The sequence below is a fragment of the Melghirimyces profundicolus genome (genome assembly GCF_003054245.1).
GTDB lineage: Bacteria > Bacillota > Bacilli > Thermoactinomycetales > DSM-45169 > Melghirimyces > Melghirimyces profundicolus.
Genome location: NZ_QBKR01000004.1, coordinates 117,020 through 141,667 on the forward strand (window position 1 = coordinate 117,020; position 24,648 = coordinate 141,667).

Genomic DNA, 24,648 nt, shown 5'->3' on the forward strand with positions numbered 1-24,648 from the left:
GAGCACATAGGAAAGGGATGATATCCTTGCATCGAAGAAAAAGGGGGTACCGGAAACCTCCAAAAAACCGTCAACCGGCAGATGAACGAATTCTGGATCAACTCTCGGCGGATGAACGAATTCTGGATCAACTCTCGGCGGATGAACGAACCCTGGATCAACACTTTCATAAAGAGGAACAAAAACTGAAGAACCTTGAAACAGAAAAGCCGGCCGTAGATCACCCGCCTCAAGCGGAAGAAAATATTTCCACAGAAAAAGACGGGGGATCAGCGGTCCACCCGGAAGATCCCGACCGTCAAAGCGCCGGGCCTGTCCAAAACAACAAGACAAAGACACCAGCGGCCGCCAAACAACGGCAATCCGACTCCAAAGGTGACAAACCGGGGTCCCGTTCATCCGGTGAGTGGAAGAAATTGAAGGAGAACCGTCTCCATGGCCGTTCCAGTAAAGCATTCATCCATACCGGGGACCTGGCGGACGGGTTGATCACCCACGAAAAACTGGGGAAAAACTCCGTTGACAGCACCAATCTGCAGCCGGGGGCGGTGGAATCCAAACACCTGAAAAACCAGGCGGTTGACTCTTCCAAGCTGGTCTGGCACGCGGTCACCTCCTCCAAACTGGCGGAAAAATCCGTGAAAAAACATCATCTGACGGAAGGTTGCATCGGACCCGAACACATCGGGAACGAAGCCATCCAAGGTCATCATTTCGGCGAAAACAGCATTGACGGAACCCGCCTCAAAGACGACAGCATCGACGGTGCCAAATTGAAAGATCATTCGGTGCAGGCCTGGCACCTCGCCCCCGAGCAGATTACCGAAAAACACCTGGCCGATGAGTCCATCGACGGAGATAAGCTTAAAAGCGGATCCGTCCACACCCGCCATTTGGCCAACAAAGCCGTCGACCACTCCAAGCTGGGGCCCGGGGCAGTGAGCACCGACAACCTGCAGGATGAATCGATCACGGAAGACCAACTGGCCGAAAACGCCGTCACCTCCGACAAGATCGCCCCGAATACCATTCAGGGCACGCACATCGAAGAAAATGCAATCGGGGAACACCACCTTGAACCGGAATCCGTCACAAGGGAAAAACTGGCTCCGGAATCCGTGGAAAACGATCATATTCGTCCAGGTACCGTTGGAGAAAGACATCTGAGTCCTTCCTCCATCAACACGCAGCATCTCCAGGATCACAGCATCACGGCGGAAAAGATGGCCGTTGATTCAGTCGGGGGTTCGATCATCCGGCCACAATCCATCGACGGTTCGCACTTGATCAACGATACGGTGGAAGAAGAACACCTGAAGGATGGGGCCGTGACCCGGAAAAAAATCGCCCCGCGCTCGGTTCAGGCGAGGATGCTGGACCTGGACAGCGTCCGCCCGGAACATTTGACAGAACAATCCGTGCAGGAACAGCACCTTGCATACCAATCCATTCACAGCAGACACCTGCGGGACGGTTCGGTAAAAGAGCAACATCTCGCTGATTCCTCCATCAACGGGAACAAATTGGCCGACCGTTCCGTGACCACATCCAAACTCTCCCCGGAAAGCATCTCAACGGACAAATTAACGGACTTTGCCGTTCAGTCCCCGAAGCTGGGAAACAAATCCGTTACCGGGGAAAAGTTGGCTCCCCGCAGCGTGGACAGTCATCACCTGAGGGAGGATGCCGTGACGGAAACCCACCTGGCCGATGGTTCCGTTTTTTCGGGCCATATTCGTGACGGGCAAATCCTGCGGAACCACCTGGCCAATCAGGCGGTCCATTCCCGGCAGCTGGCCGATGAAGCGGTCAGGGAAGCCCACCTGAAGAAAGGCTCCGTCAACGGGGATCACCTGAAAGAGAACAGCGTCAAGGGCTCCCATCTCTCCCATGACTCCGTTTCTTCCTCCCACCTCCGGGAGCACGCGGTGCAGAACCGTCATCTTGAAGAGGAGTCTGTCACGTCGGAGAAAATCGCCAATGCATCGGTTCACTCCCGGCATATTGAGGTGGATCAGGTGAACGGGTCCCACTTGGCAGAAGGCTCCGTCGTCTCCAGCCACCTCGCTCCCGGCAGTGTCAACGGAGAGAAAATCCAAGAAGAAGCCATTTCCTCCCATCATATCGGTGAAGGGCAAATCAAGCAAAATCATCTGGATGATCAGGCGGTTCATTCCCAACACCTGGCCGATGAGTCCGTAAATGAATCCCATCTGAAAAAAGGTTCCGTCAACGGGGATCATTTGAGAGAAAACAGTATCAACAGCCCTCATCTTGCAACTGATTCCGTCGCCCCCACCCACCTTCGCAACTACTCGGTGCAGAGTCGTCACTTGGAAGATGAATCCATCACATCGGAAAAGATTGCCGATGCGTCGATCCACTCCCAACACATCGACTCGGCACAGATCACGGGGTCCCATCTGCAGGAAGGATCGGTTACCTCCGGTCACCTTGCCTCCGGCAGCGTCAACGGGGAAAAACTCGGAGAGGGAGCCGTTTCTTCCCGTCATATCGGTGACGGGCAAATCAGGCGGAATCATCTATCCGACCAAGCGGTGTATTCCCACCATCTGGCCAATGAATCCATCGAAGCATCCCATCTGAAAAAAGGCACCGTCAATGGGGGGCATATAAAAGAAAAAAGTGTCAACGACACCCACCTCACAACCGAATCCGTCGCCTCCACCCACCTTCGCAATCATGCGGTGCAAAGTCGTCACCTGGAAAATGAATCCGTCACATCGGAGAAAATCGCTGAGGAATCGGTCCAATCCCGCCACATCGACTCGGCACAGATCACGGGAGCCCATCTGCAGGATGGGTCGGTTGCCTCCGACCACCTTACCTCCGGCAGCGTCACCGAAGATAAGATCGGGAACGGAGCGGTTTCCTCCCGCCATATCGGCGAGGAGCAGATCATGCGGAATCATTTGTCCGACCAGAGCGTGCATTCCCGGCAATTGGCAGACGACTCCGTCGGGGAGTCCCACCTGAAAAAAGGGTCTGTCAACGGAATTCATTTGAAAGAGAACACAGTCAACTCCAACCATCTCGAACACGATTCCATCTCTTCCTCCCACATCCGCGAGCGGGCAGTGGAACACCGCCATCTGCAGGACGAAAGCGTCACCTCCGAAAAAATCGCCGACGGTTCCATCGGATTGGAGAAGTTGGCCTTCCATCTCTCCGACGAGGTGGCTGTCCCTGCCATCCGCTCCGGGGTCCGTCCTTTTCACCTGACGGGAGATCCGTTGGAAACCATCGTCACCATTCCGATGAGTGACTCCGGTTTGAATCAGCCCTACTTGCCGATGGCCATGACTAATCACCCGGATTGCCATGTCAGTCTGGAGAGTCGTTCGGCAGAATCCTTCTCCCTGAGAGTGCGACGGATGAACGGCTCCTCTGACACGGGGACGATGGGATTCCTGTTCTGGATCACGGTTCCCTTCGATGGAGAGTGGGGGGAGTTCCCCGAAATGGAAGCGGAGTGTTCCGAATCCATCTGGAACCAATCCCCTGCCCACATGGGAGAAGCTTGGAGCGGCGCTTCCAAAGATGAAACCTCCCTTTCTCACGAGGCCGAAAGTTGGGACGGCGATTCCGCCGACAGCGAAACCCGCTTTGTTGAGGAAGAAAGAACAGAGGCTGCCGGAGAGACCGAAGGCCCATCCATGGAAGAGGAAGCTGAATCCGCAGAAGAAACCGGAACCCGTTTCCGTGAAAGTGAACCTGCCCCCGTTGCCAGTGAGGATGTATCGGAAAAGGAAGCGGATCGGTCCACGATGAACCCAAGCGAAGTCGATTCCACACCGGAAGAGGAAAACTTATCCAACGGAAGCGATCCCTCCGGCGGGGAAGACTCCCAGGATGGGGAGCCGCCTGTCTGGCCGTTTGGTGAAAATCCAGCCGAGTCTGTCTTTCAAAACCGGAAATAACCCATCTTGAAAAAAGGCACCTGCTTTTGCAGGTGCCTCTCCTGTTACAGAAAGCGGCGGGTGCATTTCTTTCCGTTACAGGTGAACAGGACCGGTTTGTTCTCGATCACCGTCTCAATGTGGGCCGTCCTCCCCCACAGGGATTGCACGTGGGGAAGCGTCTTTTCGAGGTACTTGATATCCAGCTCCAACCCTTCATAGCAATGTTTCAGGTAGAGCTCCCCGTTACCCTTGTAATCCCCGTCTTCCACCACGATATACGGATGACCGCCGTTCACACGGCTGGCAATCAGTTGATCCCGCACTTCTTTCCAGTCTTTGTCGGTCACCGTCCATTCGTTGCCGGAACGCTGGAAGATGAAGAGATCCAAATCTTCCACCAGCTCCTTGGTCAGGTAGTTCCGGATAAACGAGGTATCCATATCCATTTCCCGCACTTCAAAGATTTTGTCCCTTCCCTTTCCGGGCACCCGGCCGTAGCGTTCCCGCTCTTCCTCCGTGGGATGGTCCCACCGACTTTCGATATCCTCAAACAGTTTCAGACCCAGATAGTAAGGGTTGATCGAGGTGGTCGAGGGTTGGATCACGGAAGCGTTCAGTTTGGCGAATTCCAGGGTCTCTTCATCTGTCAGATCCATTTCCCTTAAGATACGGATATGCCAGTAGGAGGCCCAACCTTCATTCATGATCTTCGTTTCCATCTGGGGCCAGAAGTAGAGCATTTCATCCCGGAGAACCGTCATAACGTCTTGTTGCCATTTCTCCAGCACCCGGCTGTGCTCCATCAGGAACAGCAACAGATCTTTCTCCGGTTTTTCCGGGATTTTCGTTTTTGGAGCCCGTGGAGCTTCTTTGACACCGGAATCGTCCAGTTCCCAAAGATCATCATAGGGAGTGGTGCGTCGGTTTTTTCTCACCGGTTCCCGCTCCTTGCGGCGAGGTGGTCGGATCAGGCTGGGATCGATATGCTCCTGGATGGACAGGACACTGTCCAAAAACCGCTCCACCTCTTCTTGCCCGTACTTCAGCTCGTATTGCCGGATGCGTTCCGCACTGGCGGCCATTTTTTCCACCATGTCGCGGGAGGTATTGGAGAAGCGGATGTTATTCTTGAAGAAATCACAGTGAGCCAAAACATGGGCAGCGATCAGTTTGTTTTGAATCAAGCTGTTTCCCTTCAGAAGAAAAGCGTAGCAGGGATTGGAGTTGATCACCAGCTCGTAAATCCGGCTCAGGTTCAAATCATACTGCAGTTTCATCTTGTGAAAGGTTTTGCCGAAACTCCAATGGGAAAAGCGGGTCGGCATTCCGTAGGCCCCGAAGGTATAGATGATGTCCGCTGGACAGATTTCATAGCGCATGGGATAAAAATCCAGGCCGAATCCCTTTGCAATTTCCGTGATTTCCCCGATCGCACGGTTCAGTTCCTTGAGCTCATCGGTCATCCGAAACTCCCTCCCCATCTCTTTCCAACATCATACGCCTGAAGCCGTCAAAGGTTGTTATCGACAGACCCGATGCGGCTTCCGCCCTGGAAGCGTTTTGGGCAAATGCTGCCGCTCACTTTTTCACAACGCTTCCAGTGTCTTCAATACAACCTTATGTAGGAGAAGATCTGCCTATCTCCTCCCGGGTCAAAATCGTAAAAAAAGCCCCTTGAACATGGAAGGCCCCCGTTGAGTATCCGATTCCTCAACGGGGCCCGGAAATGGGACTATTGTTTGTGACGTTCGGTCAGCGGCTTGGACGCTTCATCCCCTTCGCCGGGAGCCTCGTCCAAGGTTCCAAACCGGAAGACCTCCCCCTGCTCACGGATCACCACATCCTTCCTTCGGTCCCCGGCGGCGGTAAGAAAACGTTGGATCGGCTCCCCGACGGGTTCCTTGGACAAAACGAACGTATTCCAGTGGATCGGCACGATCCAGCGGGCTCCGGCTTCCACCGCCATCCGCCAGCCCTGCTCCGGCGTACAGTGATAGGCGGTCAAAGCGTCGGGTTGATAGGCGCCGATCGGCATGAAGAGAAGATCGACCCCTCCCTGTTCCTTCAGACGGGCAAACGTGGATGTGTAGGCCGTATCCCCCGGGAAAACCACCTTCCTTCCTTCTTTCTCCAATATGTACCCTGTCCACCCGAAGTCCGTGTTCCAGGGAAATCGACTCCCCCAATGACGCACGGGAAAGGCCTTCACGGTGAGGCCGTCCGGCAACCGCAAAGGATCGGTCCCGCTCAGCTCCACCACCTTTCCAACGGGAAGCCCCTTCAGAAGGCGTCCCATTTTCGCCGCCGTCACCACCGTCATTCCCGGGTGCGCCAGTTTCTTCAGGGTGGGAAGATCCAGATGGTCCATATGGGCGTGGGAAAGGAGAATCAGATCCGTATCCTTCAGAGACTCCAGACTCAATGCCGGCGGAACGAATCTTCGCGGACCGATTTTCAGCCCCGGAAAGAGCTCCAACCCCACTCTTTCCTCCAGCACGGGATCCGTCAGGATGCGGGTGCCGTAAAAATGGAGGTAACAGGTGGCGTGGCCCACCCAAGTGACCGTCACCTCCCGGTCTTTCCACGTTTCCGGCTCGGGACGGTTGGGAGCGGGACGGCGGACCGGATGCGGCATCTCTTTCCGGTTCTTTCGATACCGGATGCCCAACCACAGGGCCGGCACCGTCAGGGCGGCCAAAAGAAAAGGAACGTACCAGATCATGTGGGGTGTGTTCGCCTCCCGTCGTTTGATCAAGTATCCACCAGTCTACCCGAAAGAAAACGATCCAACGCATATCCCGGTTATCTTCCGTCAGCCGCCTTCTCTGCCGTATCCTTTCGTTCTTCCGGAAGAGCCTGTCCCTTCTTTTGCACCAGACCGACGCCGGTCAGCACCAGAACCGTTCCCGCCGCCTGAATCCAGCCGATCTCTTCTCCCAGCTGCAACCAACCGAAGACGAGGGCGAGCACGGGGACCAAGAGCACTGAAACCGCCGCTTCCCCCGCACCCAAAGCGGAGACGGCGAAAAACCACGCGACAAAGGCGAAGGCGGAGGAGAAAAGACCGGTGAAAAGCAGATTGGCCACCAGGTCGAGGCTCCAGCGATCCGGCGAGAAACCCGGTTCAAACCACAAGGTCAACGCTGCCAATCCCACAGTTCCCACCGTCATCTGGAAAGCGGTCAGGGAGATCTTGTCTTTTCCGGAAAACCGGGCCCGGACCAGGATATTGCTTCCCGCCCAACAGATGGATCCCACCAGCACCAGACCCATTGCCTTCCACGCCGACATCCCGCCGACGGCTTCCGGGCCGGCCACTCCAACCAATCCCGCCAATCCCAAGAGAAGCCCCGCCAGCTTCCCCGAGTTCGGCCGTTCCGACAGGAAGAACACGGCCAAAAGGTACGTCCACAACGGCATCGTATAGGCCAGGATGGAAGAAGTGCCGGCGGGTAACCGCTCCATCCCCGCCATCCAGAAACCGAAGGTGGCAGTGGTCTGCAACAGTCCCAGCAGGACCAACCAACCGACCTCCCCTCGCTCCAGCCGCAACCGTCCGGAGAAGTAAGCGATCGACAGGAGAACAACGGAACCGATCAGAAACCGGTAAAAGGAGAAGGAAAAAGGCCCCAAATGATTCAGGCCCGTTTTCATCGGAATCCAGGTGTATCCCCAAATCACGGTAATCCCCGTCAGGAGTATCCAGGCTTGACGTCGGCTTCCCATCCACTCATCCCTTTCTTCTGCTTCCTTTCATTTTTCGCATGTTCGCAAAAAACACCCCGAGTCCTTTTTCCCGGAAGGGGTGTGATTGAAGCCGGCGGGCTCAGGAATCGCCGGACAGTTTCCGGTAAACCGCGTAAGCGTACACCATCGGCAGCAGGGAGGACAAGATCAGGATAGGAAGCACCACCCAGAAGGTCATACCCGCTGGCAGAAGCGCCGTGAAAAGAATCAGAATCCCGGCCCCCACCCACAGCGGACCGGTGAACCGGTGCGTCCGACGCCACACCTCTTCGTTTTCCAGCGTCCAAGGAAGGCGGATGCCGAAAAACCAATTGGGTCGCACCTGACCCATGAAGTTGCCGAGGACGATCCAAAGGAGTCCCAATCCCACGGGCATGATTTTGGACAGGTTTACCGGATAACCCAGGGTATATAACAGCGTTGCCACAAAGACCCCTCCGAGGAACAGCGTGAGAACAAGGCGGAAGATTTCATAAAACCGGGTGAACTTCCGATAGTTCTCGCGTCTGGGATCGATGAAGGGGAGCCACTTGATGAAGAAAGGCAACGACAGGATCAATCCCGACATCATCGGGATGAACACCTCCTTGTCACTGTAGTCATCCGGTTTTCCCGACGGGCCGAAATGACTCGGTACCCGATCCGGCAACCGATCATAGACCGCCCAGGCAAAAACTCCGGGAAGCAAAGCAAGAACCAAAATGACCGTATCCCAACGGTTCCAGCGAAACTTCATTCTTTTTCCTCCTCCCGGAATGAATTATCCGTAAAATCGAGAAACCAACGCATCACTTCCTGAAGAACCGTCGTATTCAAAGAATAAACGATATGCTGACCCTTCCGTTCCCGAAGTACCAGCTGAGCTTGTTTCAGGACATTCAGGTGATGGGAGAGACTTGGTTTGGACATGGAAAAGGATCCGGCGATCTCTCCCGCGGTCCGGTCCCCCGCCCGGAGTATGCGAAGAATCTTGCGTCGGGTCGGGTTGGACAGAGCTTTAAACGCTTCGTTCAGATGGCATCCCCCCTTTGCAAAAGCGCTTCGATATTTAGATTATATTCTAATAATCTAATGAAGTGCCGGCTTTTGGCAAGAAAAAAGCCCCCGCCCGGTTAAACGGGACAGTCTGAACTCCTTCCCAGGCTCTTTCACCACACCAAATATTCCGCAGATCGAATCATGGGCCGTCATAACTTCCAAATCCCGGGAGATGATAAACAACACATCTCATCCGGCTGTCCGAAAAATGGGGCCTCCCTCACATAGAGAGGATTTCATCATCGATGAAGGAACCGAACCACTCCAAGCGAAAATCGGAACACATCGACATCGTGCTCAACCGGAAGGTAACCGGCACCGGCATCACCACCGGTTTTGAAACCTACCGTTTCATCCACCAAGCACTGCCGGAAATCGCCTTTTCCGACATCTCCCTGGAAACCGATTTTCTGGGCAAGCGGTTGAAAGCTCCCTTCCTGATCAGTTCCATGACCGGGGGGACGAAGAAAGCAAGACGGATCAACCGGAACCTGGCCTCTGCTGCGGAAGCGCGGGGATGGGCCATGGGACTCGGTTCCGTCCGGGCCGCACTCGAACATCCGGAAACCGCCGATACCTTCAACATGCGGGAAGTGGCTCCCAGCATCCCCCTGCTGGCCAACCTCGGAGCCGTTCAACTCAATTACGGATACGGGGTCGATCACTGCCGGCGAGCGGTGGAGGTGACGAAGGCCGACGCTCTCATCCTCCACCTGAACAGCCTTCAGGAAGTCTTTCAGCCCGGGGGAAACACCGATTTTCGCAACCTCCTCCAAAAAATCGAAGACGTCGCCTCCGCTCTCGAGGTTCCCGTAGGGGTGAAGGAAGTCGGATGGGGCATCCACGGCGAACTTGCCCGCCGCCTTTTCGACGCGGGTGTCGCCTTCGTCGACGTGGCTGGAGCCGGGGGCACCTCCTGGAGTCAAGTGGAAAAATACCGTTCACGGGACGAGCTCCGCTTCCAGGCTGCCAGGGCCTTTGAAGACTGGGGCCTCCCCACCGCCGACTGCCTCCGGGACGTCCGGTCCCTCACTCCCGAGGGAACCCTGATCGCCAGCGGCGGCTTGAAAGACGGCGTCGAAGGAGCCAAAGCTCTCGCTCTCGGCGCCAACCTGGCAGGATACGGACGCTCCCTCCTCCGGCCCGCAACGGAACCCGCCGAGGAGGCCATCACCCGCCAGCTGGAGCGGATCGAACTGGAGTGCAAGATCACCATGTTCGCCACAGGGATCGATCGGGTGGAGATGCTGAAAGGAACGAAACGGATCGTTAAAAAAGAAAGAGCGGATCGCTGATTGAATTTGCCCCCGCAATAACATGTCCGATCCAACGAAAGCCCGCCTCCGTGTACCGGGGACGGGCTCTCTTTGCTCCTTGACTGTTTCAAGCCTTGTCGGGAGAACCGGTTTCATCCGTTTTCCTCCGTTTCCATCAGCCAGTTCAGAAACCGTTCCCACAGCCGGCGGAAGCATCCCACTGTCACCACTCCCCTCCGCGGTCTATTTCCATTTTATTTCCACTATACTTGATATTTCAAATCTGTCGTTTTGGAACTATTTTCACTCCGATCGTCCCTTCATTTATAGTAAGATAGAAAGGGTCCTCCGTAAAAAATCAATCCTGAAACTCATTTCCGGAATCTGATTCTTTTATCAAGAGGTGATCGGATGATTGTGTTGGAAGAACTCGTTCCTCAGATCAACGACCTTCTCTGGTCTTATATCCTGATCTTCACCCTGATCAGTCTCGGACTTTGGTTCACCATCCGGACCCGGTTGATCCAGTTCCGTATGGTGGGCGAAATGATCCGTCTCTTGGGAGGAAAAGCCGACACCCAAGTGGATGGAAAAGGCGTTTCTTCCTTTCAAGCCTTCTGCATCAGCCTCGCCTCCCGGGTGGGGACGGGGAACCTGGCCGGTGTCGCTCTGGCCATCTCCCTCGGCGGCCCCGGTGCTGTCTTCTGGATGTGGCTGATCGCCCTCTTGGGAGCGGCATCCGGCTTTGTCGAAAGCACCTTGGCCCAGATTTACAAAGTGCGGGACGGGGAGACCTATCGCGGCGGCCCCGCCTATTACATGGAGAAAGCCTTGGGCAAGCGCTGGATGGGCATCCTCTTTTCCATCCTGATCACGCTCTGCTTCGGACTGGTCTTCAACGCCGTCCAGGCTAACACCATCACCTTGGCCTTTGAACCTCTCGGTATGGACCGTTCCATTCTCGGCGTGGTGCTCGTTGTGGCCATGGCCCTCATCATCTTCGGCGGGGTGAAACGGATCGCCCGCACCGCCCAACTGATCGTCCCCGTGATGGCGGTGCTGTACATCCTGCTCGCCCTCTACGTGTTGGCCAAAAACATCACCCAGATCCCCGATGTGCTGGGCCTGATCTTCAGCAGCGCCTTCGGCCTGAAAGCCGTTGCCGGCGGAGGCCTCGGGGCCGCGGTGATGGAAGGGATCAAGCGGGGCCTCTTCTCCAACGAAGCAGGGATGGGGAGCGCCCCCAACGCCGCCGCTACGGCGGAAGTGAGCCATCCGGTGAAACAGGGCCTGATCCAGACCCTCGGGGTGTTCACCGACACCCTCCTGATCTGCAGCTGCACGGCATTCATGATCCTCTTTTCCGGTCAGTACACCACCGGCGAAGCCGACGGGATCCAACTCACCCAGAGCGCCCTGGGCGCCGAGATCGGCGCGTGGGCGGGCATTTTCGTCGCCGTCGCCGTCTTCCTGTTCGCTTTCAGTTCCCTGGTGGGCAACTATTACTACGGGGAGACCAACATCGAATTCATCCAGGCCGATAACAAAGGCTGGCTGACCGCTTACCGGCTGGCCGTCCTGGGTATGGTGATGTTCGGATCCGTCGCCAAAATCCAGATCGTATGGGACCTGGCCGACCTGTTCATGGGATCGATGGCCCTCCTCAACTTGATCGCCATCGCTCTCCTCGGCCCGATCGCCTTCGCCGCCCTGAAGGATTACCTGCGGCAGAAGAAAGAAGGGAAAGATCCCGTCTTCCACATCAGTCACATCCCCGGCCTGAAAAACGTGGAGTGCTGGGGCGCGGAAGAGTCCGGACAGAAAACGAAACAGGCGTAATTTCAAAGTAAAAAAGGACTCGTGCGGGAGCCTCGCATGAGTCCTTTTTTATGCCGTTTCCCCAATATCCCGCAGGCTGACCGCGGTCAGACCGGCAGGGATCGGATCGAAACCTCCGTCTTATTTTTTGTAAATGGTCATCGTAATATCTTTGGTGTTCTTGGCAATCGCTTCACCGTCGTTTTTAAAGATGGCCGATCGGTTTTCTTCTGATGGTTCGATGTGCAGCTTGATTTCATTGACTCCGTCCTTCAGCCGGAGTGTGTGACTGAACGACATATCGTCCTGGATGGGAACGGGCTCCCCATTTACCGTAAGGACCCCTTCCTTGATGGCGTTTCCTTTCAGGGTGATGGTGTCACCGGTCACTTCCTGTCCATCCGTGTGGGATGTGATCACTGCCGGCTGGTCGATCCAGCGCAGGACATTGTCCTCAATCACCATCCGGTTACCACCCTGGTTGGTGACGACTGCTTCCAGATTGGTTTCTGTCGATCCGTACCCATAATAGCTGACATCATCATCGTTCGGATTATTGGGGGTGTGGTCGGCCAATCCTTCCTGATCCCAGGAGTTGTTTTTGACGTATTTGTAGCTGAGCACTTCCCCCTCCCGGGCTTCGATGGTGTACTCGTAATCGTTGGTGACAGCGCCGCCTCTGGTCATCTCCCAGGCGCCGGTGTTCCAGCCGTTACGACTGCCGGGGATGTTGATCTTCACATCCTGGGGTGTATAGTCAGGCAGGCGGACCTTGAACGTGACCATTACGGTCACCAGATCCGGGATGACTGCCACCTTGTTGGAGGTGACGTGATTTCCGTACTGGTCGTAGACGCGGACTTCATAGGTGTATGAAGTTCCGTTAGTCACATTCAGATCCTTGTACGTGGTTTTCTCCACATCAAACCGTTGGTCGATCACCCGGCCATCGCGCAGGATGGCCACCATGCAGGGATCGGTCGGTTCCTCCAGCTTCCAGGAAAGGTTAACCTGGGCGGACTCCTGTTCCGGTGGTTCCAATGTGACACTCTTGGCTGGAAGCGTGTCATCTCCTCCTTTTTGATAGGTGACAGTCCCTGTGTCACTGGTGAACCAGTCCCGCCCCAGGTTGGTGGAAAATCGGTATCTGTACTGATATTCTCCCGGCTCAATGGGCAGGAACCGGGCTTCGAAACGGTTATACTCCCCGTTCTGACCCGTATATTGGGAGGAATGGGAGGTCCAGGATTCTTTTCCGGGCTCTTTGACTTGAAGTTGTGCCTGCAACCCCTCGGCCTGGTCCCGGTCGGTCGCTCCGGCGATGGAGATTTCGGCAGCCACCTCTTGTTTTTGAGCCAGGTCAATCATGTTGTCATCCAGCTTGGTTACACTCTGCACGGTGGTGTTTTTGTCCGTCAGCTTAATGTGGGGAATGGCACCCCGTTTGAGTTCCGTTTTGGCTGATTCGTTTCCGTGCTTGTCCACAGCGGTGACAGCAAAGTAGTAGGGGCGACCGTTATTCAGTTGGTCGATGGTGATGCTTTTGTCGTGGGTGGTGGCCACTTTCTGATAGGCTCCACCGCTGACGGTCGTCCGGTACACATGATAGGTTTTGGCATTGCCGTTCCAGCTTAATTTCACTTGATGATCGCCTTCACTGGCTCTCAGCTTGGAAATCTCTTTGGGACGCTTCAGCTTGGCTCCTTTGTCAGAGACAAGCATCCGTCCGCTCATGGCGGGGATGGTCAGCTTCACTTTGCCGTCCTGTACAGTGACCTTGCAGCGTTTGTCCAACTGATCGGTCAGCGATACCCCGTTGATGATCAGATCGGCCACATCCAACTCCACCGTTTGCGGGGTGTTGCCGCGGTTGGTGGCAATCAGGGCCGCTTTTTTATCGTCGGTGCGGGCAAAGACAAACAAATCCTTTTTGGTGTGCAAATAATCCAGATCACCGTAGGCGAACAGATGCCGATGGTCGGTTCTCACTTTACCGATTTTCTGGTAATGGCGGATCAAGGATTTGTCTTCCTTGCCCCAGGGATAGGTGCGCCGGTCATCCGGATCTTTGGAGCCGGTTACTCCGGCCTCATCCCCGTAGTAAATCGTCGGTGCTCCCGGATATCCCATTTGAAGAATGGAAGCCAATTTCAGCCGCTCCACTCCCAGGCGGTGGTTGTAGTTGGGGTCATGCTCGGCTCGCTCGTAGGTGTCGGTTCCGTTTCCAAGCAGAAAGACCGCCCGTGAGGTATCATGGGAGCCGACCAGGTTCATTAACGCTTGTTGTGCTTCCAGAGGATAATCTTCCTGGACAGCGCGCAATTGATCGGCCGCATCCGAGGCGTTGCCGTTTTTCAAATAGTCCATCAAGGCGCCGCGGAATCGATAGTTCATCACGGAGTCGTACAAGTCCCCCAGGAAGTACTGGGAGGCATCATCCCAGATTTCGCCCAGAATGAGCGGATCACTTTTACTGCCCGTTTTCAATTCTTTGCGGAATTCACGCCAAAACTCCGGGTCCACCTCATTGGCCACGTCAAGCCGCCAACCGGACGCACCCCGGTCCAGCCACGATTTGGCCACCGAATCTTCCTCATACATGATGTAGTTGGCAAACGGGCGATTGTTCAGCTCCGAATCGTAGTCCACCGCTTTACCGGGGATGGACTTGATCTCCGGCAGGGAATCAAAGCCCCACCAGGCTTGGTATGGATAGACACCGTCCGTTTTTTTGTTTTCGATATGAAACCAGTTGTGAAAGCCGTAAGGACTGAATTTTTGCCCTTCCGCTTTCAGTTCTTTTTCGACGCGTTTCTTTGCTTCTTCTTCTTTCACCCCTTCATTGACCAGATCATAGACGCGCGACCAGTATTCGTAGGCGCCGACCGTTTCATATTTGCCGTATCGGTCAAAGTAGATCGAGTCATCCCCCACATGGTTAAACACTCCGTCCAGGATCAGACGCATCTTCCGCTTTTTCAGTTCACGGGTGAATTCCCGAAACTCTTCCGGTGTGCCAAACATGGGGTCGATCTCTTGATAATCGGTGGCATCGTATTTGTGATTGGATGCGGCATGGGCAATCGGATTCAAATACAGGGTGTTGACACCGAGGGACTGGATATAATCCAGCTTTTTCTCAATCCCTTGGATGTCCCCGCCGTAAAAGTCGTTGCTCCAAATGCCGTCCCCGTCATATTCTTCGCTTTCAACCAGGCGGGGATTGTCCGGAAGTTGCTCCCAACCGCGGTGTTCAATCGGTTCGGAACCGCGTGCATTTTGTTTGGCGTTGTCATTTTTTTTGCTTCCATTGAAAAAACGGTCGGGGAAAATCTGATAGACCACCGCTTCTTTCATCCAGTCCGGGGTCTTGTACTTTTCATCGTGGACGGTCAGCTGGAAATAAGAAGCGTTGCCGTCCAGGGGGGTGCCGGTGTGTCCTTCCCGGTTGTCCTCGCCGTACTCTTTGGTCGCTTCACCGTCGCGGACGATAAACTTGTACCCGTATACGCCTTTTTCTTTCGCCTTAACCGAAACTTCCCAAAATTCAATCTGTTTCCCGTCTTTTTCCATCCAACCGGCAGGAGTCATGTCGAGCAGGCTGGTTTTGCCGCTGGTGTAGTTTTTCAGCATCAGGCGGGCCCCGGACAAATCCCCTTTTTTGGCCTGAAGGCGCAATTTCACCGTATCACCGGTGGGCACGGCACCAAAAGGGGTCCGGTACAGCTTGTCCCATGTATCATGGTGGAGGTGCCCGCCTTGAACGCGCCCGTCAGGTACGCCGGGGTCGTAGTCGGTGTAGACATCATGTGTTTCATGGTTGTAGTAAAAAGTGATCCGGGTCTTGCTCAGCACGTTCAGCATAAAATTTTGTTCCGGGTAGGCGGGAGCGTCCCAGTTGTTGCCCAGTACAATTTTAAACTCATGTTTTCCTTTGGGTACATCGACAGCATAAGTATAGATGTTGTCCTGGTCGTCATCGGTCAGAATGGCGGTCGACTCGGCGGGCGCCCACTCACCACCCGCACCGATGTCAGGCTGGATGTCCCCCACAATGCGGGGTCTTTCCGCTTCCGGCAAGGGAATGGTTACAGTGATCACATGGGTGGAATCGTTATAAGTAAAGGTGACCTTTGTTTCCCGCTCCAGCGTCAGCTTGTAGTTGGGGCCGTTTGGTTGGCCACCGACGCCGTAGTTTTCATCCCACGAGCCATTGATCGCCACTTTGTACTCATAAGAACCGGCAGGGAGTGTGCCGGAGAGTTGATACAAGCCATCACTCCCGGGAGTCATGACGGTTTGGGGATCCGTCGGGTCCCATTCACCGGCACCACCCAACTCATCTTGTAAATCGCCAACCAGTGTGACCGTTCGCTCCTCGGCAACAGCCGGATTGAGCACGGCGAATGAAATCGTTTGCACCATCAAGGAAAAAATGAGTAGCAACAGTAAAAACCGTTTGTTCCTCAACAAGTTATCTCCTCCTTTATAAAAGAGTAAGACAAGTGAAACCGTTTGCACCAAGAGATACATATTATTATGCCACACATTGGATAATTTGAAAAACAGTGATTTTTTTCATAAATCCTGACCGTATACTCCCCTTTGTCGGATTCCTGAATATAGCAGGAAGAGCCGGGCACCCAAAAAAACGCCTTTCCACACGGAAAGGCGGGGTTCTCATTCTCAAGTGTTTCTCCTCCGGTAAGCCCAGTGGTTGACGGGTCCAACCCCCTCCTCCCTGTCCCAGGCCTCCCGGATCGCTTCGGTGACAAAGGATTTGGCGATCTGGACAGCGGTCTCCACCGGGTTTCCCTTGGCCAGCTCCGCCGTGATCGCCGCCGACAGGGTGCACCCCGCTCCGTTGGTGTGGGGGGTGTCGATGCGATCCGCCTCCAGGACCACCACATATTTTCCGTCATACAGCACGTCCAGGGCTTTTTCCCCTTCCAGTCGCCCCCCTTTGACCAGGACGTAATCCGGCCCCAGTACATGGAGGCGGCGGGCCGCCTCCTTCATCTCCTCCAGAGAGCGGATGGTCATCCCGGTCAGCTTTTCCGCTTCCGGAAGGTTGGGGGTGACCACCTTCGCCAAGGGGATCAACTCCTCCCGAACCGCCTTCAGCGCTTCCTCGTGGAGAAGGTTTCCTCCGGTCTTGGTCACGATCACCGGGTCCACCACCAATCGATCAAGGCCAAATTTCTTCACCCGGTCGACCACCAGCCGAATCACTTCCGATGAATACAGCATTCCCGTTTTGAGGGCATCCACCCCCATCCCTTCCACGCCGGAGTCCAGCTGAGCCGCCACGGTTTCCGCCGATTGGGGAAAAAGATCCCTTTTCCCGTCGGGAAACAATGTGACAATGGCGGTGATCACCCCCATTCCGAACACGTCCAACTCCTGAAAGGTTTTCAGATCTGCCTGGATGCCGGCCCCGCCCAGACTGTTGGAACCGGCCACGGACATCGCCCGATACTCCATACCTTGCCTCCTTATCAGCACACAGCGATGATTTCGTTCCCTGCACACCCTTCCATGATAACGGAAACGGGTGGCCGATCAAAACATCCCCCGTCATTCAGCCGCAAAAAAAACAAAGCCCCTATTGAAACGGGGGCTTTGTCTCATCTGTCAGTCGACAACAACATTTTCCTGGGAAACGGTGCCTCCAATTTCCTATCTCATATGCGAATTTCCAAAATCGATTTCAAAATCCTTTAATTTTGCATTGGGGCTCAAAAACCTTTCGGGATGGAATTCATTTAACGTTTCGTTGTTTTTTACTTTACGAGGCCAATCGCTGTTGGCCAAAGCTCCCCGGCCAATGGTGACGACATCTGCCTCCCCTTGTTCGATCATTTCTCTCGCCTTCACCGGATCATGAAGAGACCCGTTCGCCATGACCGGGATCTCCCCATACTTCTTGGCCAGCGCCGCAAGGGAAGCGCCTTGATCCCCAAAGGCAGGCTCCCAGGCTCCTTGATGTTCGTCCTTGTAATCAAAAGCAGGTTGCCACGCTTCATATTCTGTGACATGGATATAATCTAACCCAGCCTCAGCCAGTTGATGAAAGATCACCTTGGCATCTTTTTCTTTTCCTTCCCACTGATGTTGAAAGTCGTTCACTTTTCCTTGTGAGATCCGAATTCCAACCGTCATGTTATGACCCACGGCTCCCCTGACATGTTGGGACACTTCAACCAACAACCGGACACGGTTTTCCGTTGGACCTCCATACTCGTCGTTTCGCTGATTCGTGTAGTCCGTCAGAAATTGATCTAAAAGATACCCATTGGCACCATGAATCTCAATCCCGTCAAACCTGGCTTTTTTTGCCCGTTTGGCAGCTTCCGTAAAGCCAATGATCACATCTTGGATATCTTCTTTTGTCGCCTCCCGGGGCATGGGAAAGGGACCGTTTCCGCCGTACATTTCCATTTGCTCTCCTTTGGGTTGAACAGAAGACGGCGCCAAGGTTTCATTTTTAAATCGATTCCCTTGGGAGAGAGCCCCGGCGTGCATTAGCTGGATAAAGATTTTGCCACCTTCTCGATGAACCGAATCCACCACCCGTTTCCAGGCTTGCATTTGTTCTTCATTACAAATCCCCGGTTGATTCCAATAACCCTGACTGTACTTGTGATCCGGATAGGTTCCTTCCGTAATGATGAGCGCAAAACCACCACGGGCAAATTGGGTATAGTATGACACCATTGGATCCGTTGCCAGCCCCTCATCCGTCGCACTGGTGCGTGTCATGGGGGCGACCCCGATCCGGTTGTCGAGGCGGGTCGGCCCCAGTTGCATGGATTCAAACAAGCGGTTTGTCAATGTAGAACCATGCCTCCTTCCAAAGTTCATTCTTACCCTGTCCATTCCGGTGATAACCATACTTTTCATGGGGGTTTATCAAACAGCCTCTGGAATTATTTTGAAAAAGCGAGCGGCAGCATTTACCCAAAGCCGCTCCGGCTGCACTCACAGAGCACAAGTCTCGCCTGGGTCGCTTGCGGAAGGTATGATCACACATCCAGGGACACCCCCCTGGGGGGCGATACCCCATACCCATTATGACGAAGGGACGGCCGAATAACCATGATAGTCAACAGTATATTTTCTATATTCCAGGAGAAACGAGGTGCCATCTCCCTTCTTCCCTTCATACCTTGTTCATAGCTTATCAGGAAGGGGGAGGTAGTATGGCAATCAGTCCCCTGTGTCGGGAATTTGCTCGTATTTTTGGCGGTCAGGCACAAGTGATTAACGGAGTGTGTACAGCTACCAAAGTTCGAAATAACATCAGAGTGAGAATCATGGGGCGGAGATCGAGATCCTTCTTAACCATTCCAGCCGCTATTTCTTTTGAAAGCCGGGGTCGGGATGGTCGGGCTTTGTGCTTGGGGGAAACCGTGATTCTGACCCAAGAAATCAACCCGTTTATCAGCCGACTCCGAAGCGCAGGGATTCAGGTAACAGCTCTGCACAACCACTGGCTCTTTACCAATCCCCAAATTTGGTACATCCATTTTCAGACCATTCAACGTCCCTTGGTCTTTGCAAGGAATGTACGGAATGCCTCCAGGGTATTAACCAATCGACCCGTCGGTCCGTCAAAATAATAGACCCCCTTACCGCTTCTCTTGCAGAAGAGGTGTTTTATCCATTGATAGCCAAGAAGAAAGGAGGATCTTCCGTGTTATCTCTTTTGTCTCAAATGATGAAACAGCCTTGGGTTAACAAGATCATGGGTTTTTGGAATAAGGTGAGAGCTTTAATTGGAAAAATAGCTCCCTTTTTTCACTTGTTGAAGCCTTTGATCAAGAGTGGAAGAAGACCGCGACCGAACTTTGATTGAGTCCCCATAGGAAACGCTCTCAGTTAAGGGTTACCCTTTTGATTGGGAGGCGCCAGACGCCATTGTGTCCCCCCCTATCCGTCGGGTAGGGGGGGGATCTATTAAAAAACCAATCTTTTCAAAGAAAAGTGCAGACGACCGTATGCCTCCCGGACTCCCCGTATATGTTCCTGCCGGGTCGTTTCCCTTTCGTATCCATATCGATCCGATCGACAGTGAAGTTTGGTAAAAATAATACCATTGTCTATCACCTTTATGGATTTGAATTCATATTATGATATTGACATGATTTAAAAGGAGGGGTAGAAGTGTCTTCCCACTTTGATTCTTTTGGACTCCGTCGGTTGCTGCTGTTCCTTTTGGTCATCGCTACGATCTTTGCTTTGGTTGGGGCCATTTGGTAGAAGTTATGTACGTAGAAAGGAGGTTTAAAAAATGTCCTTTATTGGAAGTGGATTTGGTTTCGGCGGACTCCGTCGGCTGTTGTTGTTCCTGTTGGTCATCGCCACCATTTTCGCACTGGCTGGGGCCATTTGGTAATAACTCAAAAATGGATCCGTTATTTTTAACGGATCCATTTTTTAAATAATTTAACCGCGTTCATCCTGGTGCGAGCTTTAAGTTAATAGGCAAATGCTCTTTTTTATAAAAATATCAAAAAGCCCTAAACATCGGATATCAACTCTCATACGATAAAAGTAGACCAGCCAAACCGCAGCCGAGCCGGATCACACCGAACCGTAACCGTATCTTATTTACCTCCTTCCGGAAGCCGATACTTCGGTTTTCTTTTAAACCCTTGAAGATTCGATTATAAGAATCCTTCAAGGGTTATTTCAATTTTTTCCTGCAATTCATATCAACCGCTCTTTTTTCAACGGATTCTTTCCATTAATTTTTCAAATGACAACAAATCAATTTGCTGGTTTGCATCTGAGAAGGCAATGGCAGGTGCACAAAAGCAAAACACTCCCGCGATCCGGGAGTGTTTCGACTCATTTCTTGTCCGCCAGCCAGCCGGCCAGGTTTTTCCGTTCTTCCGGGTTGAGGGAAACCTGGGCGGGCATGGCCCCTTTTCCGCCCTGGATAATCGCTTCGATCTTCTTGGCGGAATACTTGGCCCCCACCTTTTCCAGGCTCGGCCCCTGGGCGCCCTCCAGGTTCTCACCGTGACAGCCCATGCAATTGCTTCGGTAGGTCGCCTTTGCTTGGGCGGCGTCCACTTCTGTTTCCCCGGAGGTGTCGCTCCCGGAAGCGGGCTGGGAACTTTGGGAACAACCGGTTACAGCGGCCGCCACAGCAAATGCCAAAATAAGTCCTTTCCAGCTGGATCGGTTCATCGCTGATCCCCCTCCTTCTCCCTCCATAATGCATTAAAATAAGTGCCTTAGATGCGGTTTCTTCCGAGAATTGTGTGTCAGATGGGGGGTTGCCCTCGATGGCGATCGAAACAAAGGCAGATCATTTGAAGTGATTGCTTGGGGAAGCGGAGGCCACAACAGATAAAAACACCCCTCAGCGACCGTTGGCCCGCGTTGAGAGGGGTTCAAACGTTTAAGAGGTCTTTTTACGGGAAAATAAAAATATAGATACAAATACCCACAGCGGTATACATGAACATCACAAAATGAAACCGAATATGCTTGCAACCACTATCATCAGGAGGGATCCGATGATACTCCGCTACTTCTACAACGACAAACTGGCCCATGCTTCCTACCTGGTGGGTTGCCCGGCCACGGGAGAGGCCATCGTGATCGATCCGGGACGCGACGTGGAGCCCTACCTGAAAGCCGCGCGGAAAGAAGGATTAAAGGTGGTGGCCGCCGCCGAAACCCACATCCATGCGGACTATGTGTCGGGGGCCCGGGAACTGGCCGACCGGGGGGAAGCCAAGCTCTACCTCTCCGGTGAAGGGGAAGGGAAATCCTTTCCGTATGCCAAAGAGCTCCATCATGAATTCCTCCAAGACGGAGACCGTTTCTCCATCGGCAACCTCACCCTGGAGGCGATGCACACCCCGGGGCACACCCCGGAGCATCTCTCCTACCTTCTGACCGACGGGGGAGCCGAAGACCCGATGGGGATCTTCACCGGGGATTTTGTCTTTTTCGGTGATGTGGGACGACCCGATCTTCTGGAAAAATCCCTCGGAGTCTCCGGCTCCGCTGACGCCGGAGCGGAAGCGATGTTCCGTTCCCTTCAGCGGTTCAAGGAGTTGCCGGACTTCCTTCAGATCTGGCCGGCCCACGGGGCGGGCAGTGCCTGCGGCAAGTCCCTGGGCGCCGTCCCCTCGTCCACTGTGGGTTACGAAAAACGGTACAACTGGGCCCTGAAGGAGGAGGATCCGGAGTCGTTCAAGAAGGAGCTCCTGAATGAGCAGCCGGAACCGCCGCACTACTTCGCCGTCATGAAGCGGGTCAATAACGAAGGCCCGGAACTCATCTCCCGCCTCTCAGCTCCCGGGAAGATGAAACCCTCCAAAAAAGCCGTCGACGAACAACTGGAGCGGGGCGCCACGGTGATTGACACCCGGGCTCCCGGGGATTTCGCTTCCGGCCACCTGCCGGGGACGATCAACATTCCATACACCCGGTTCTTCACCAACTGGGCCGGCTGGCTGATCGACTATGACCGCCCGGTTTACCTCATCGCCGATCCGGATCGGGTGAATGAGATGAAAAAAGATCTCTATTCCATCGGGATCGATCATTTGGAAGGGTATTTCGACCTCTCCGTCATTGAGAAAACGGATGAAAAGGATCTGGAGCAATACCGGACCGTTTCCCCCGATGAAGCCGCCGAAAAAGTAAAAAACGGCGACTGGGAAGTGGTGGACGTCCGCATGAAAAACGAGTGGGACCAGGGCCACATCTCCGGCGCCCGCCACATCATACTGGGCGATCTGAAGGAAAAAATCAAAGGAGTCCCCAAGGACAAACCGATCCTGGTCCACTGCAAATCCGGCGGCCGCTCCGCCATCGCCGCCAGCCTCCTCCAGGCCGAAGGCATCAAAAACGTGATCAACCTTCGCGGCGGTTTCGACGCCTGGAAGGAAAGAGGCCTGCCGAAGGTATGAAACACCGTCCTTAAAAATCCCGTACCCAAAGGTACGGGATTTTTTCGTGCTTACTTGTGTGATGTTTCCGTCGACACAAACCGGTCGAAATACCTTGTAAACTCCGACTCTCCGGAATAAGTGATGTAGAGATGTTTTTTCGCCCGGGTCATCGCGATGTAGAGAAGGGAAGCTTCCCGGTTTCGGTTTTCCTCCAGGGGAAAAGGAAGGCGGTCCACATTGACCACGAAGACCGCATCGAAATCCAGTCCCTTGCTGCTGTCGATGGTGCTGATTTTGACGGTGGGTTCCTTCAGGTCGAAAGAGCGTTTGCTCCGTTCGTTTTCCGCAATCCAGGTAAAGGGAATCCCCGTTTGTTTCAGGGAAGCCCGGATCGCGTCGATGGTCCGGCACGGGCCGAACTTCTTCACCCGGTACAGGATCAGCATGCGGGAAAGCGGGATCCGGTCGGTTCCCCGCAGGCGGCGGATCTCCCCCGCCACGAAGTCCGTCTCTTCCCCGATGGAGGAAAACCGACGCACCACCGGTTCCGGACCCTTCCGAAGGGTGCTCTGGGGAGAGATGATCTCCACGTCGTCGTTCCCTTTTCCTTTTTTTCCGCCTTCCTCAGCGTGGGCTTGGTAAAAGTCCCAGGAAAAGCGGACAATGGGGGCGGTGTTTCGATAGTTGACGGTCAGGATCCGGGAGCGGCCGCGGAAATCGAGGCCGGTGTCCTGCTTATAACTGCGCCGGCGGGAGTAAATGGTCTGGGCCCGGTCCTCCACCAAGAGGAGAGACTGGGTCTCCGGGTTTAACAGCTTGCTCACCAGGGCCAGCCATTCCGGCTGGAAATCCTGGCCTTCATCGATCAGGGCGGCGTCGTACCGCGGAAGGTTCCCCTCTCCCCGGTTCAGTTGTTCCAACACCTCGGGGATCTGCTCCTCCCGGCGGATGTTCAACTCTTCCCGCAGCCACTCGTGGAAATTGTACACCCGCACCCGGCTCGCCAAATCCTCCTCCCCTTCCGTCTTTGAGGCGGAAGGGCGGAGCTTCCGTTCCACCATGCGGCGGATTGCCCGGGAGAGAGAAATGTTGTAGCAGAGGACGAGAATGTTCCAGTCCGGATGCTCTTTGGCCAGGAGATGGACCCGGCTCGCCAGGATCAACGTCTTGCCGCTCCCGGCCACGCCCCGGATCAGACGATGGCGGTCGCCGATCTGCTTGGCCAGACCTTCCTGGTGCAGGTCCATCGTCTCCAGGTTCTCCAGATAAAACAGAAGGGAATCCCGGATCCGGACCGGGGTCACCTTTCCGCTGATCCGGACCTCTGGAAAGAGATGAAACCGGATCCGCGCAATATCCAGTTCGGTGAGGGGCTTCTCCATGGGAAAGGGGGCGGGCAACATCTCCCTGAGCTTCCGCCGCAGGAGAATGGCGGAAAAACAGTCCTTCTCCGGATCGATCTCCTCCCGGCCGAGGATTCGCTCCGGGCCGGCCACCTCCTCCACTCCCGTCTCTTTCAAATCCCCCCGGGACAACCGGGTGAAGACCGCCCCGAAGCCGTAAGGGAATTTGAGCTGCATGGCATACTTTCCCCCGGTGTGCACCAGTTCCGAGTCTTTCTTCAGTTTGTCGGCGATGCGGAAGGCGTACTCCCGCGCCTGCTTCGGCGGGCTGGTGACGCTGATCTCCCCTTCCGCCCCCTTTCGGATCCTCCAGCGGTCGGGGTTCAATTCCACCAAGGTGTTTCGGGTGTAATCCTTCACTTCCAGCACCACCAGCCCCAGATCCGGACCGATCACGACAAAGTCCGGTCGCCTGCCGTGGATGTCCGGTTCATGATAGACGATATAGTCCTCGGGCAAAAACTCCTTCAGCGTCCGGAACAACAACCGCTCCCCGGCGGTCGCATCTTTCCGGATGGTCTCGGGTATCACGTGGGCCACCGGC

The 24,648-nt window shown here is 54.5% G+C and carries 15 protein-coding genes; 5 read left to right on the forward strand and 10 right to left on the reverse strand.

All coding sequences use genetic code 11. From position 1 onward, the window contains the following. Positions 1-26 precede the first annotated feature (26 nt). Positions 27-3,941: a WIAG-tail domain gene (locus C8P63_RS04350; protein WP_170109498.1), complete on the forward strand. Its 3,915-nt coding sequence runs from the start codon at positions 27-29 to the stop codon at positions 3,939-3,941. A 44-nt stretch (positions 3,942-3,985) separates the two neighbouring features. On the opposite strand, the gene C8P63_RS04355 is transcribed toward C8P63_RS04350, so the two are convergent. The 5 genes from C8P63_RS04355 to C8P63_RS04375 form a co-directional block, all read right to left on the reverse strand. Next, positions 3,986-5,386 (reverse strand): SpoVR family protein, encoded by a 1,401-nt coding sequence (locus tag C8P63_RS04355; protein ID WP_108022110.1) that lies wholly within the window; start codon positions 5,384-5,386, stop codon positions 3,986-3,988. Positions 5,387-5,655: 269 nt separating this feature from the next. Then, complete coding sequence (locus tag C8P63_RS04360) at positions 5,656-6,645, reverse strand: MBL fold metallo-hydrolase (RefSeq protein ID WP_108022111.1); 990 nt, start codon at positions 6,643-6,645, stop codon at positions 5,656-5,658. A gap of 80 nt (positions 6,646-6,725) precedes the next feature. Continuing rightward, entirely contained in the window at positions 6,726-7,649 is a 924-nt protein-coding gene (locus C8P63_RS04365; protein ID WP_108022112.1) for a DMT family transporter, read from the reverse strand. A 100-nt stretch (positions 7,650-7,749) separates the two neighbouring features. Next, positions 7,750-8,406, reverse strand: a complete 657-nt coding sequence (locus C8P63_RS04370) for an SdpI family protein (protein ID WP_108022113.1) — start codon at positions 8,404-8,406, stop codon at positions 7,750-7,752. Further along, a complete protein-coding gene (locus tag C8P63_RS04375) occupies positions 8,403-8,684 on the reverse strand; it encodes an autorepressor SdpR family transcription factor (protein ID WP_108022114.1) in 282 nt (93 codons plus the stop codon). Before C8P63_RS04375 ends, C8P63_RS04370 begins: the two co-directional genes overlap by 4 nt. Positions 8,685-8,953: 269 nt before the next feature. On the opposite strand from C8P63_RS04375, the gene fni reads away from it, so the two are divergent. Together fni and C8P63_RS04385 are read left to right on the forward strand one after the other, a co-directional pair. Beyond that, positions 8,954-10,003 carry a type 2 isopentenyl-diphosphate Delta-isomerase gene (fni, locus tag C8P63_RS04380; RefSeq protein WP_108022115.1) on the forward strand — a complete coding sequence of 350 codons (1,050 nt, stop codon included), beginning with the start codon at positions 8,954-8,956 and terminating at the stop codon, positions 10,001-10,003. Between the two features lie 372 nt (positions 10,004-10,375). Further along, positions 10,376-11,803 carry an alanine/glycine:cation symporter family protein gene (locus C8P63_RS04385; protein WP_108022116.1) on the forward strand — a complete coding sequence of 476 codons (1,428 nt, stop codon included), beginning with the start codon at positions 10,376-10,378 and terminating at the stop codon, positions 11,801-11,803. Positions 11,804-11,923: 120 nt separating this feature from the next. Here C8P63_RS04385 and C8P63_RS04390 read toward each other — a convergent pair whose 3' ends face one another. From C8P63_RS04390 to C8P63_RS04400, 3 genes are all read right to left on the reverse strand, one after another. Then, the gene (locus C8P63_RS04390; RefSeq protein WP_245920677.1) at positions 11,924-16,255 is read right to left on the reverse strand and encodes an alpha amylase N-terminal ig-like domain-containing protein; all 4,332 of its coding nucleotides are present in this window, start codon (positions 16,253-16,255) and stop codon (positions 11,924-11,926) included. Between the two features lie 213 nt (positions 16,256-16,468). After that, entirely contained in the window at positions 16,469-17,266 is a 798-nt protein-coding gene (gene thiD / locus C8P63_RS04395) for a bifunctional hydroxymethylpyrimidine kinase/phosphomethylpyrimidine kinase (RefSeq protein WP_108022118.1), read from the reverse strand. A gap of 195 nt (positions 17,267-17,461) precedes the next feature. Continuing rightward, positions 17,462-18,592, reverse strand: a complete 1,131-nt coding sequence (locus tag C8P63_RS04400) for an NADH:flavin oxidoreductase (RefSeq protein WP_281258682.1) — start codon at positions 18,590-18,592, stop codon at positions 17,462-17,464. A 392-nt stretch (positions 18,593-18,984) separates the two neighbouring features. Between C8P63_RS04400 and C8P63_RS04405 the strand changes: the two genes are divergently transcribed. Beyond that, positions 18,985-19,404 (forward strand): DUF1259 domain-containing protein, encoded by a 420-nt coding sequence (locus C8P63_RS04405; protein ID WP_108022119.1) that lies wholly within the window; start codon positions 18,985-18,987, stop codon positions 19,402-19,404. Positions 19,405-20,635: 1,231 nt separating this feature from the next. Here C8P63_RS04405 and C8P63_RS04410 read toward each other — a convergent pair. After that, complete coding sequence (locus C8P63_RS04410; protein ID WP_170109499.1) at positions 20,636-20,980, reverse strand: c-type cytochrome; 345 nt, start codon at positions 20,978-20,980, stop codon at positions 20,636-20,638. A gap of 332 nt (positions 20,981-21,312) precedes the next feature. Here C8P63_RS04410 and C8P63_RS04415 point away from each other — a divergent pair, with 332 nt between their 5' ends. Next, entirely contained in the window at positions 21,313-22,719 is a 1,407-nt protein-coding gene (locus C8P63_RS04415; RefSeq protein WP_108022121.1) for an MBL fold metallo-hydrolase, read from the forward strand. Positions 22,720-22,769: 50 nt separating this feature from the next. Here C8P63_RS04415 and C8P63_RS04420 read toward each other — a convergent pair whose 3' ends face one another. After that, positions 22,770-24,644: a 3'-5' exonuclease gene (locus C8P63_RS04420; RefSeq protein ID WP_108022122.1), complete on the reverse strand. Its 1,875-nt coding sequence runs from the start codon at positions 24,642-24,644 to the stop codon at positions 22,770-22,772. Positions 24,645-24,648: the final 4 nt, after the last annotated feature.